An 11,147-nucleotide genomic window follows, 5' to 3' on the forward strand; every position below is an offset into this window, starting at 1 on the left:
GGACCAGGTCGTACGGTGCGCGAATGTCCTGCGCCAGGACGACCGGCGGGTTCTTGATCGATAAATCGCCGTTCGGGCTGCGCACGTTCAGGCCTGTCTCGGCCAGTTGGGCCGCGCGTCGTTCCCGCACGAGGAAGGTCACGTCGCGACCCGCATCGAGCAGCCATCCACCAAAATAGCCGCCTATCGCGCCTGCGCCTACTACCAGAATCCGCATGTTTTGCTCCTTATGAAATAGGTCGTGCAACCGGGTAATGAAATCAGCGGCATTCAAAAAAATTCAGAGAAAAACGCGGAAAACCACGGCAAGCCCTCAGGCTTGCCAGACGCCGTACCCCGCTTCGCGCAGGCCGATTGCAAGCTCGACTTCCATGTCCCGCGCCCCTTCGTAGGGCATCGGGTTGTACATCTCATAGAGACGAGGCAGCAGCCGCAGTCCGAAATCCCGCACATAGCGGTTCGACTGGATGCCGGCCTTGTGCTTGTCGAAACGAACGTCCGGGTCGATGCCGGTCATGCCCACGTACACGAACGGCTGGCCAAGGACGTAATCCGGGTTCGCGCGCCTGAAACGCGCTTCGTTCCAGACCGTATCGGCGAGTTCGATTACATACACGTGGTAATGATGAGCCTTGCTTCGATACGCCATGCGTCGCCCAATTGCCGGATTGCCCAGTCGCCTTGCCTGATCGCCTTGCCCAATCTCTTTACCCGATCGCCCCTGGAAACCTCCGCGTTTCCCCACCCGAAACGGCTTGCGGACGCCCATTTTAGACCGGCGCGTGATGGGCTGCTCAACGCTTGGCCCGAGCCGTTCGACCCCACGCGGTGGGGGCCTTCCCAACCCGTCTCGTGTCAAAGTGGTAATCTCGCTTCCGTCTGCGCCTTTCGCACGACGTTCGTTCGAACCAAGCCCGCCGAACGGCACCTCGAAGCGTTTTTCATGCTGCCGTTGCGGGGCACGCGGCTGGTTTTAACCCGTCGCGGGCGCCGCCCTAATTGACAAGTCGCATCCGCTGCGCGTGCAGCCACGAGCGGTACACGCATCGGTCATTCGGAGAAAAACATGAGCAAACAAGCAATCGGCGTAGTCGGCCTAGCCGTCATGGGCAGCAATCTGGCGCTGAACATTGAAAGCCGCGGTCACGCTGTATCGGTTTATAACCGCAGCCGCGAAAAGACCGACGAGCTGATGAAAGCGCATCCTGACAAAAAGCTTGTCCCGGCGTACACGCTGGAAGAGTTTGTGGCATCGCTGGAAAAGCCGCGGCGCATTTTGCTGATGGTCAAGGCCGGCCAGGGCACGGATGCAACGATCGATTCGCTGCGCCCGCTGCTGGAAAAAGGCGACATCCTGATCGACGGCGGCAATACCCATTTCACCGATACGATCCGCCGCAACCAGGATCTCGCCAAGTCGGGCCTGCATTTCATCGGCACGGGTGTATCCGGCGGTGAGGAAGGCGCACTGAAAGGCCCGTCGATCATGCCGGGCGGCCAGAAGGAAGCGTATGACCTGGTGGCCCCGATCCTCACCGAAATCGCCGCCAAGGCGCCAGACGGCGAGCCGTGCGTCGCGTACATGGGTCCGGACGGCGCGGGCCACTACGTGAAGATGGTCCACAACGGGATCGAGTACGGCGACATGCAGCTGATCGCCGAAAGCTACGACGTGCTCAAGCGCGTGGCGGGCTTGTCGAACGAAGAGCTCGGCCGGGTCTACGTCGAGTGGAACAAGGGCGAACTGGATAGCTACCTGATCGAAATCACGTCGAAGATCTTCTCGAAGAAAGACGACGAAACAGGCAAGGATCTCGTCGATGTGATCCTCGACCGCGCCGCGCAGAAAGGCACGGGCAAGTGGACGAGCCAGAACGCGCTCGATCTCGGCGCACCGCTGCCGCTGATCACGGAAGCCGTGTTTGCGCGCGTGTTGTCGTCGTTGAAAGACCAGCGTGTGGAAGCGAGCAAGACGCTGAAAGGACCGTCGCCCGCGTTTGATGGCGACCGTAATGCGTTTATCGAGTCCGTGCGTCGCGCGCTGTTCCTGAGCAAGATCGTGTCGTACGCGCAGGGCTTCGCGCAGTTGCGTGCGGCTTCGGAAGAGTACAAGTGGGACCTGCAATACGGCCAGATCGCCAAGATCTTCCGCGCAGGTTGCATCATCCGTGCAGGCTTCTTGCAGAAGATCACGGACGCGTACAAGACCAATGCCGACTTGCATAACCTGCTGCTCGACCCGTATTTCACCGACATCGCCGCGAAGTACCAGGGTGCGCTGCGCGACGTCGTCGTGGCGGCCGTGAAAGCGGGCGTGCCCGTGCCGGCGTTTTCGTCGGCGGTCGCGTACTACGACAGCTATCGCTCGGAAACGCTGCCGGCGAACCTGGTGCAGGCGCAGCGTGACTTCTTCGGCGCGCATACGTTCGAGCGCACCGACAAGAAGGGTAGCTTCCACGCGGATTGGGCGGAGTAATGGAATGACGCGGCGAGCTTAGGCGGGAAGCGCCAGAGTCAAGGTTCGTCGCCGCAGGTCTTGTTTGAAATGAAACGCCGTCACGTCATGTGACGGCGTTTTTGTTGGTGCGTGCGTGTTCCGGGAACGCTCAGGACCTTATCCCCAACAGCTCCCGTATTGCCTCACCATTCGCGCCACTCCCGGCGAAGTTATCGAACGGGCGATCTCCCACGCGAATGATGTGGTCTTGGATAAACGCGGGCCCTTCCCGCGCGCCATTTCATGTGCGTCGATCCGCAAATAATCCATGCGCGTCAGAACGGCGAGTTCGGATAGTAGAACTGCTTGGCGTTTTCCTTCGTGATCAGCACCGAGGGAATGATCGTGGTCGGCGGCAGCGTTTCGCCTTTCAGGCGCGCTTCGGCCGTGAGCTTGATTGCGTCGTAGATGAACTTCGGCGAATACGACACATCGGCCTGGACGAGCTTGTCGCCGTCGATGATCCGCTTGACCGCTTCCTTCGACCCCGCGCCGCCGAACACCTGCTTGATATCGGTGCGGTGCGCCTGGTCGATCGCCTTCAGGACGCCGACCATCATGTCGTCGTCAGCGGCCCAGACGGCGTCGATATGCTTGAAGCGCGTGAGGTAATCCTGCATGACCTTGAAGGCATCGTCGCGATTCCAGTTAGCGTACTTCGCGTCGAGAATCTTCATGTCGGGATGCTGCTTGATCACCGATTCAAACGCGGCCCAGCGTTCGTTGTCCAGCGTCGTCGGAATGCCGCGCAACGCGACGATATCGCCCTTGCCGTCCATCGTCTTCGCCAGGTATTCGGCGGGCAGCTTGCCGAACGCGGTGTTGTCGCCCGCAACATACGCGTCTTGCGCGCTGGTGTCGGTGAGACCGCGATCCACCACCGTCACATACACGCCTTTCTTCTTGACCTGCGCCACCGGTTGCGTCAGCGACGCCGATTCGAATGGAAAGATCACCAGCGCATTGATCTTGTTGACCGTCACGAGATCCTGCAACTGGTTCGCCTGTTCAGGCGCGCCGCCCGCCGTCTTCACGATGATCTTCAAGTCGGGATGGGCCTTCTCCAGATCCTCTTTTGCCTTGTTCGCCCACCAGACGATACCGCCGGTGAAGCCGTGCGTCGCAGTCGGAATCGCGACGCCGAGCACGACTTTGTCATCGGCGGCGGCCGACAAGGCGCTTGCGGCCAACGTCAGTGCGCCGAGCGCGCGGATGATCTTTTTCATGATGTGTCTCCATTGTTTTAGAAGCGCCCGGTCAGGGATTTAAGAGCGCCCGGCTTACTCGATACACGATCGACTTCAACGACGTCCACGCTGCAAAAACGCTACGAAAATGATCACCGCGCCCTGCACGGCAGCGTTCAGGTACACGCTGATGATACTGGTCAGGTTCAGGATATTCGCGATCACCGAGAGCAGGATTGCGCCGATCACGGTGCCTATCACGCGCCCCTCGCCGCCCCTGAGCGCCGTCCCGCCCACCACCACGGACGCGATCGCCTCTAGCTCCCAGAGCAGGCCCGTGGTCGGCGTCGCGGACCCGAGGCGCGGCACGTACAACACGGTCGCCACACCCACGCAAAGCCCAAGCAACATATAGGTGGCGATCTTGACGTTATCGACGCGAATGGCCGCATACCGCGCCACCTGTTCATTCGAACCGATCGCCTGCACATGCCGCCCGAACACCGTGCGATTCAGGACCAGCGTGCCACCCGTCGCGACGATGAGAAACACCCAGATCGGCACCGGCACGCCGAACAGGCTTGCGTAGTACACGGGGCCGTAGAGATCGGCCAGGGAGTTGTCGAGTGTGAGCGCGCCGCCGTCCGCGAGCCAGGTCAGTACCGCACGAAAAATCCCCAGTGTGCCAAGCGTGACAATGAAGGGTTCAATGCGTCCCTTCGTCACGAGCAACCCATGTGCGAAACCGAAAGCACCCCCTAGAACAAGGGCCATGACGATTCCGATCGCGATAATGACAAGGGGTGCTAACGTGTGGCCGCCTGCGCCGTGCGCGAGCGTGTTCATCGTGTAGATCATGGTGCCCGCGATCAGCGCGGCCATTGATCCCACCGACAAATCGATCCCGCCCGAGATGATCACGAAGGTCATGCCGACCGCAATGATGCCGATGAACGAGGTCCGCGTGAGGACGTTCATGGCGTTGTCGAAGGTGGCGAAATCCGGGTTCAGCAAGGTCCCGCCAATACAGAGCGCGATCAGCCCGAGCAATGGCCCCACGCCGTGCAGCCGCCGCGCGACGCTGCCCAGGCGGCTGCGCTTCGATACTTCCACGCCTTCAGTGTGTACCGGTCGCATGCGAGATCAACCTCTCTTCAGTGAGGTGTTCCTGGCCGACGGTCGCGACCAGTTGGCCCGCGCGCATCACCGCCACGCGATGGCACAGCCCGATCAGTTCGATCAGTTCGGATGAGATGACGATCACCGCACGGCCCTCGGCAGCCAGCGCGTGGATCAGGAAATAGATATCGCGTTTCGCGCCGACATCGACCCCGCGCGTGGGTTCGTCCAGCACAATCACGCGCGGATCGGGATGCAGGAATTTGGCGAGCGCGAGTTTTTGCTGGTTGCCGCCCGACAGCATGCGCGCGCGGCTCGCGAGGTTGCCCGTGCGGATGCCGAAATCGTGCACGGCTTTCTTTAGCGCGTCGCGTTCCGCCTCGACGTCCAGCAGAGGATGCGCGTAGCGCTCAAGCGTCATCATCGTGAGGTTGTCCTTGAGCGCCATGTCGACGTGAAGCCCCCGCCCCTTGCGGTCTTCGCTCAGGTACGTCATGCCGAGGTGCATTGCGTCGCGCGGGCTACGCGGATTGATCTCCTTGCCGCCGATCGACAGGTGGCCCGCCGTGCGCTTGCGCACGCCGATCAACCCTTCGAATAGTTCGGTGCGGCCCGCACCCACGAGTCCGGCGAAGCCGAACACCTCGCCCGCGCGAACGGAAAAGCTCACATTGGCGGCCCAGCCCGGCACGTAGGCATGATCGACCTGGAAAGCGATCTGAGCGTCGTCGGCAAGCGGCGGTTTGTCGGGGAACATGTCCGACACCTCGCGCCCCACCATCAGGTTCGCCATTTGCTGGCGAGTGAGATCGGCGGTGGCTTCGCGCGTGACAAAGCGGCCGTCGCGCATCACGATCACCTCGTCAGTCACGCGCTCCACTTCGTCGAGCTTGTGCGAGATATAGATGATGGTCACGCCTTCCTCTTTGAGCCGCGCCATCAGTGCGAAGAGGCGTTGCGTCTCCGCTGGCGTGAGCGTCGCGGTCGGTTCGTCCATGATCAGCAAGCGTGCCTCGCGCAGCATTGCCTTGGCGATCTCGACCAACTGCTTTTCCGCGACGATCAAATCGCGCACGCGGGTCTCGGGATGCTTGTGGAGGCCGACATCGGCGAGACGCGCGCGAGTAGCGTCGCGCATGGCGGGTTCATCGAGGAACAAGCCGCGACGGATCTCGTGCCCGAGAAACATGTTCTGCGCGATACTCAAGTGGTCGGCAAGATTGAGTTCCTGGTGGATCAACACGATGCCAATGGCTTCGGCGTCGCGCGAACTGTCGAAGGCGCGCACGGTGCCGTTAATGGAAACCGTGCCTGCGCTGGGTTGTTCGTAGCCGCTGAGGATTTTCATCAGCGTCGATTTGCCGGCGCCGTTCTCGCCGATCAGGCCATAGATGCGCCCAGGCGTCAGGTCGAAGCTCACGCCATATAGCACGCGAACCGGTCCAAACTGCTTTTCGATGTTATCGAAAGCGACGGCGAGGCTCATGTCACGCGCTCCTTCGTCATGTCACGCACTCCTTCGAAGCATCAGCTTGTGCGGCAGCAGCACGCCGGGCACCTCGGCTTGCGGATCGTGCAGGCGTTTGAGCAGCAGCCGGGCGGCCGTTTCGCCGAGCTCGCGCATGGGCTGCGCGACGGTGGTCAGCGGCGGATCGATTTGCGCGGCGACGGCGATATCGTCGAAACCCATTACCGCTACATCGTCCGGCACGCGCAGCCCTTCCCCGCGCATGCCCTTGATCACGCCGATGGCGAGCGTATCAGACACCGCGAACACCGCTGTCGGGCGGTGCCGCCCGAGGCGTGTAAGCCCTTTCGCCGCCTCTTCGCCCGCCACGTAATCGAGCGTATCGACATCGATCTGCCAGGCCGGATCGGCATCGATGCCGGCTGCGCTAAGCGCATCGCGATAACCTTCGGCGCGTTGCCGTCCGTACAGATAGCCGTGGCCCGCGTTGATCAGCGCGATCCTCGTGTGGCCTTGTCCGAGGAGATGGCGCACGGCATCGCCGGCGGCAAGATGGTTATCGATACCCACGTAGGGCACACCGGCGGTCGGATCGAACTCGCAGCACGCGACCCACGGCAGCGTGGACACGTGTTCAGCGAGTGCTGCTTGCACGGTGGCGGGATCGAGGCAGATGGCGCCATCGGCGCGGCGACCCCGTAGTAGATCGAAGTAACTGCGCTCGCGGCCGGGATCTGCTCCGGTATCGCAGAGCAGCATGAAATAGCCGTTCTGGCGCGCGACGCTGTCGATACCGCGCACGATCGCTGAGTAGAACGGATTACCGAAGTCCGGGACCATCGCGAGCAGCAGGCGGCTTTCGGCTGTGCGCAAGTTGCGCGCGAGTTCATTGACGCGGTAGCCGCTTGCCGCGACCGCTGCAAGCACTTTGTCGCGGGTCGGTTCGCGAACATTGGTGTGGCCGTTGAGCACGCGAGAGACCGTCGCCACCGATACGCCGGCCTTGATGGCGACATCGAAGATCGAGATTTCGTCGGCGTAGTGAAGAGTCACGGCGTGCGGCCTTGGGAGCCGACAAAATGTAATGGATTACATTATTTGAGTTGCTGCGCTGCGTTAGCGATAGGGACAAACGCGCACAAGCGGGGTCGACGACAAACGTCTTTGTAGTCGACCCCTGTTGTGAACGAAAGCGGCTCGACGATCAACTGCCCGGTGGCTTGGCTGGCACCTTCTGCCAGCCGACGGGGCAGGCCTCGACATACGGGTAGTAACCCTCAGGCTTCGTGCAGTGATACCAGTAGGCAATTGGCGGCACGGTGCCGCCCGTGTCCGTCGGCCCGTACTGCCCCTGCTCCTGCCCCTGCCCTGAGTACTGCCCCTGTTCTCCCGGCCCCACGTCCTGGTTCGGCAACGGGGCCACGTCGACCGCATTAGGGCCGTAAGGGTAGTAGCCGGGGTAGTAGGACGGGAACGGATAGGCGTAGTACGCGTACGGAGGATAGCCATAGCCGTAGACAAAGCCCGGGCCGAAATAGAAACCGATGGATCCGCCGCAGCAGTAACCGCCGTAGTAGTAACCGTGATAACCCCCGTAATACCCGTGGTAGTAACCGTGGTAGTACCCGTGGTAATAGCCGCCGCCATGATAGTAGCCGCCGCCGCTCCAGCCACCACCACCATGATAGTAGGCGCTTCCACCACCGCCGCCTCCGCCGCTCCACCCACCACCGCCGCCGTGATAGTAGCTGGCGCCGCCCCAGCCCCCCCTGCCGGCCATGGCCGCACCGCTGGCGCCCCAGGCCGCCAACACCAGCAATAGCTGGCACACTCTACGCCCGTTCATGATGCTCACCTCGCCTGTCTGCGCCGATTCAGATTTGACCCGCCGAGCCGAATCTTGCCGGGGAAGGCTGCCCTGAATGCGGATGGACTACTCACAAGTTTATGAATTCCGGGAACACTTTTCTTGGCTTTTGTTTCAGGCGACGCGACGCGAGCGCCAGTCGCGCCAGATAGCAGACTCGTCCTCTGCGAAATAGCGAACCCGCCGTCCCTGTAAGCCCGTTTGCCGTGGTCCGTTCGTTGAAACACATAAGTATTTGCCGCTTACAATTATCTTAAAAAACGGAGAAACGCGCACGCGCCGGAGACAGGGTGGCATGTCAAAAAATATTGTTTTCTGTGCCGACGGCACGTGGAACGGCCCGGACGAGGACGACGATCAAGACGGCGTCCCGGAAACGACTAATGTATGGAAGCTGTTTTTGAATCTGGCGTCGGATGTACTACCTGACTCAGTTCTATATGCCAAGGAACAGGAGTCGTCGTACAGCAACGCAGGCGCCTGCGTGCAGGTTGCCAAATACCTGCACGGCGTGGGCGATGCCCAAAATCCAATCATAAAAATGCTTGGCGGCGTATTTGGTAGCGGACTCATCGCACGAATCGTCCGAGGTTACACGTTCATCTCTCGAAACTATCAACCCGGCGATCGTATCGATCTAGTCGGCTTTAGCCGTGGCTCGTATACCGCTAGGGCGCTCGGCGGGCTGATCGTAGATCAGGGCTTGCTTGACCGCAACACGCTGGACCTTACGGATCCGCTGGTTGGGTATCGCAAGGGGATTGCAGCGTGGCGGGCGCACAGAGTCAACCGGCTTCCTGGTATAGCCACGTGGAATCCCCGCATTCAGGCTCTTTTCAACGACGTCGACAGTTTCCTGACCCTGTCGCAACCGATTGGCAAAAGCGAACTCATCCCCGATGTGCCGATCCAGGCGATCGCCGTATGGGACACCGTCGGGTCAATGGGAATCCCGCTTTATGCCGGCGGGGGAGACCAGCGGGTCGATGTGTTTCGTTTTGCCGACACGGACCTGAATCCTGCCGTAGCGAATGGCTTTCACGCGGTGAGTCTGGACGAGCAGCGCGCCGATTTCACGCCAACCCTATGGTCGACTCGTACGGGCGTTTTACAGGCCGTGTTTCCGGGCGCGCACGCTGATGTCGGTGGCGGCTATCCTTCGACCGGCAGTCAGACCGGGCTGTCAGACGGAGCGCTTGCATGGATGATGGGTTGTTTGTCATCCATGACCGATGGCCCGCGGTTTCGTCAACCCCCTTTGCCAATTGCACCGAACGCCATGGGTGTTGCCCACCAGCCGTGGAAGACCGGTGTATTCGCGACGCTGCCGTTTGGTCCGAGAGATTTCACCCAGTATCTTCCGCTCGGCGCTCATGGCTCGATCCGCGACCGACTAGCAGCGGGGCTTGTTCAGGCAGATCCAGCCGCCACAGCCGGCCCGTACCAACCGTCAACGATGGCTAGCTTCTTGAATGGGAATACCACGTGGCTTTAATGGCGTCAGCCCGTCGCGTTTTCATAGTCCTGACGAGCTTCATCGCCGGACCGGCCCGTCGCTCGGCGCCCCAGTTAAGCGCACGCGCCGGACGGGGCGGGAAATAAAAGGCGCATACTCTATGCCCTTCCATTACCCGCGCCGCGCTTCGCGTGTGTGCGCATTCAATGCCCGGTTACGAAACCAAGCAGGAAAACATTGCCGTAGCGGGCGTTGACGACCTGATCATTCGCTCGCTGCTGGACCTGCAGCAATTCTCCGATCCCCTGGGCGATGCTGAACGGATTGGCATCTCATCGGCTATGTGGCCGCTGTTTGGCATGTTGTGGCCATCGGGTGCCCACTTGGCCGCCCGTCTTGCGCTGCGGCCCGTATTGGCGGGCGAGCGCATTCTGGAGATCGGGTGCGGCCTGGCGCTGGCGAGCCTGGTGGGCCATCGACGGGGTGCCGATGTCACCGCGAGCGATTGTCATCCGTTGACCGGTGCGTTCCTCGCAGAAAATCTGCGTCTGAACGATTTACCGCCAATGAAGTATCGCCACGGCAACTGGTCGGTGCCGGAACTGGCGGAAACATTGAACGATGTTGCTGGCCGTCGAATAGTGGATGGCGAATACGACCTGATCATGGGCAGCGACTTGTTGTATGAGCGCGATGCGAATGCAACCCTGGCGGCGTTCATCGGGTTGCACGCATCGCCGCTGGCGGAGGTCTGGATTGTCGATCCCGATCGCGGTAACCGGGCGGCGTTCAATCGCCAGATGGGAGAACGCGGGTTCCGGATGCGCGAAGAGCGTCTGGATCGGATAGCGCTGGATGACGTGGCTGCCTACAAGGGGCGGCTGTTGGTATATCGATTGGACGACGCGTGATCGTGGGATGGGCGGCCGCCGCCGATCGAAGACCAAGGCGTCACTTGACCATGTAGCCGCGTCCGATCATGCAAGCGCTGAAGGATTGCCAGTACCGGGCCATGGGTGACTCGGGCGGCGGTAATGGGGGCATGGGGGCATCCACGGAAGAAGCGCTACCGCCCCGCACTCCTAAAGGCTTTCCGCTGAGGGACACTTCGACCATGGACGCTCCGCTCGGCGCGGCGGCCCCTGGAAACATTCCCTCCGGCAACGGAACGGCCACGGCCACCTGGTGAACGGGGCCAATCTTCTCAACGTGGGGCCGCTCGGGCGCTTGCGAGAGCGTCGCCATCGACACCTTCGTATGCTGGTTGGCGAAGCCATAACACATGGCGCTGTCGATACTTTGCTGCGCAACGCTCTGGCTGCGCATGGGAAACGCGAGCGGTTGGAGTGCCATGACGCTGCCGCTAAAAGCCAGCACACCGGCACCAAAAAGCAGAGGGATTCTCATGACCCGTGGACTCCCGAAGACAGGAACGGCGGCGCCCGGGGCGAAAAACCGTCCGTGTCGCACCGCCAATCGAGTTTCCACGATACTTTCGACGGGGCTTGCTGATGCGCAAGACTATCGGCGCAATCCGCCAAGATTTCGCTTGA

General features: G+C 61.3%; 11 protein-coding genes. 3 read left to right on the forward strand and 8 right to left on the reverse strand.

Annotated features, from left to right (window positions below; genetic code table 11):
• The coding region (locus WCA53_RS22850; RefSeq protein WP_423915839.1) for a 2-dehydropantoate 2-reductase N-terminal domain-containing protein at positions 1 to 217 on the reverse strand (217 nt) is incomplete at its 3' end.
• 96 nt (positions 218 to 313) lie between these two features.
• Entirely contained in the window at positions 314 to 649 is a 336-nt protein-coding gene (locus tag WCA53_RS22855; RefSeq protein WP_423915856.1) for a hypothetical protein, read from the reverse strand.
• A gap of 417 nt (positions 650 to 1,066) precedes the next feature.
• On the opposite strand from WCA53_RS22855, the gene gndA reads away from it, so the two are divergent.
• Complete coding sequence (gene gndA, locus WCA53_RS22860; RefSeq protein WP_423915841.1) at positions 1,067 to 2,476, forward strand: NADP-dependent phosphogluconate dehydrogenase; 1,410 nt, start codon at positions 1,067 to 1,069, stop codon at positions 2,474 to 2,476.
• A gap of 296 nt (positions 2,477 to 2,772) precedes the next feature.
• On the opposite strand, the gene WCA53_RS22865 is transcribed toward gndA, so the two are convergent.
• The 5 genes from WCA53_RS22865 to WCA53_RS22885 all read right to left on the reverse strand — a co-directional run bounded on the left by WCA53_RS22865 (position 2,773) and on the right by WCA53_RS22885 (position 8,117).
• A complete protein-coding gene (locus WCA53_RS22865; protein WP_423915843.1) occupies positions 2,773 to 3,723 on the reverse strand; it encodes a substrate-binding domain-containing protein in 951 nt (316 codons plus the stop codon).
• Between the two features lie 75 nt (positions 3,724 to 3,798).
• Positions 3,799 to 4,821: an ABC transporter permease gene (locus WCA53_RS22870; RefSeq protein WP_423915846.1), complete on the reverse strand. Its 1,023-nt coding sequence runs from the start codon at positions 4,819 to 4,821 to the stop codon at positions 3,799 to 3,801.
• Positions 4,802 to 6,289, reverse strand: coding sequence for a sugar ABC transporter ATP-binding protein (locus tag WCA53_RS22875; protein WP_423915849.1), 1,488 nt, complete (start codon positions 6,287 to 6,289; stop codon positions 4,802 to 4,804). Before WCA53_RS22875 ends, WCA53_RS22870 begins: the two co-directional genes overlap by 20 nt.
• A gap of 21 nt (positions 6,290 to 6,310) precedes the next feature.
• The gene (locus WCA53_RS22880) at positions 6,311 to 7,357 is read right to left on the reverse strand and encodes a LacI family DNA-binding transcriptional regulator (RefSeq protein ID WP_423915859.1); all 1,047 of its coding nucleotides are present in this window, start codon (positions 7,355 to 7,357) and stop codon (positions 6,311 to 6,313) included.
• Positions 7,358 to 7,475: 118 nt separating this feature from the next.
• A complete protein-coding gene (locus WCA53_RS22885; protein ID WP_423915862.1) occupies positions 7,476 to 8,117 on the reverse strand; it encodes a hypothetical protein in 642 nt (213 codons plus the stop codon).
• Positions 8,118 to 8,433: 316 nt separating this feature from the next.
• Between WCA53_RS22885 and WCA53_RS22890 the strand changes: the two genes are divergently transcribed.
• Positions 8,434 to 9,633, forward strand: a complete 1,200-nt coding sequence (locus WCA53_RS22890) for a DUF2235 domain-containing protein (protein ID WP_423915851.1) — start codon at positions 8,434 to 8,436, stop codon at positions 9,631 to 9,633.
• Positions 9,634 to 9,800: 167 nt separating this feature from the next.
• Positions 9,801 to 10,505: a class I SAM-dependent methyltransferase gene (locus WCA53_RS22895; RefSeq protein WP_423915853.1), complete on the forward strand. Its 705-nt coding sequence runs from the start codon at positions 9,801 to 9,803 to the stop codon at positions 10,503 to 10,505.
• Positions 10,506 to 10,545: 40 nt separating this feature from the next.
• Here WCA53_RS22895 and WCA53_RS22900 read toward each other — a convergent pair whose 3' ends face one another.
• Entirely contained in the window at positions 10,546 to 11,001 is a 456-nt protein-coding gene (locus WCA53_RS22900) for a hypothetical protein (protein ID WP_423915855.1), read from the reverse strand.
• Between the last annotated feature and the right edge of the window lie 146 nt (positions 11,002 to 11,147).

Source organism: Caballeronia sp. (assembly GCF_049581465.1).
Classification (GTDB): domain Bacteria; phylum Pseudomonadota; class Gammaproteobacteria; order Burkholderiales; family Burkholderiaceae; genus Caballeronia.